Origin of the sequence: Gordonia cholesterolivorans, assembly GCF_039531975.1 — a bacterium.
GTDB classification, from domain to species: Bacteria; Actinomycetota; Actinomycetes; order Mycobacteriales; family Mycobacteriaceae; genus Gordonia; species Gordonia sihwensis.
This window is the reverse complement of the sequence record NZ_BAAARB010000080.1, coordinates 1-574: the sequence shown is the minus strand read 5'-3', so window position 1 is coordinate 574 and position 574 is coordinate 1. Positions and strand designations below refer to the sequence as shown.

The 574-nt window shown below is 54.9% G+C and carries 1 rRNA gene; it reads right to left on the bottom strand.

Features of this window, described 5'->3' with window-relative positions:
• Positions 1–98 (bottom strand): 23S ribosomal RNA (locus ABFX36_RS18970); the annotation flags it as partial.
• Between the last annotated feature and the right edge of the window lie 476 nt (positions 99–574).

Genomic DNA, 574 nt, shown 5'->3' with positions numbered 1-574 from the left:
GCTCGTTTGACAACTCCCCGAGGACTATCGCGGCCTACCACGTCCTTCATCGGCTCCTGGTACCAAGGCATCCACCGAACGCCCTCAAACACTTACAACAACACCCACAAACACACCCCACACACCATCCCCCACCAAAGCAGAAGACAACCACGCGAGACGCGAATGCGGACAACAAACAAAAACAACGATCACAACACGCGATCGCACAAACCAGAATCGAAATTGCAGAACACACAACCCAACAACAAATGCTGCCGGGCTAGATGCTCGCATCCACTATGCACTTCTCAAACAACACACACCCACCACCCCCAACACCCCACAAGACTCCGGGGCGGAAAACAGTGAGCACCAAGACAACCCGCGCAGAACGCGTGTTCCCTCAGAACCCCGATAGTGTGCTTCGTCCACAACCGCAATCACTCACGGTCGACCACCCGCCGGCCGCCCGCATCTCGCAGGCCACCGACAAACAAATGATGGATTCTTGTGTTTCACCCATGAACAAACACCGACCCGATACACATTCGGCACCAGCATCGACGTGTTGTTTGCTCCTTAGAAAGGAGGT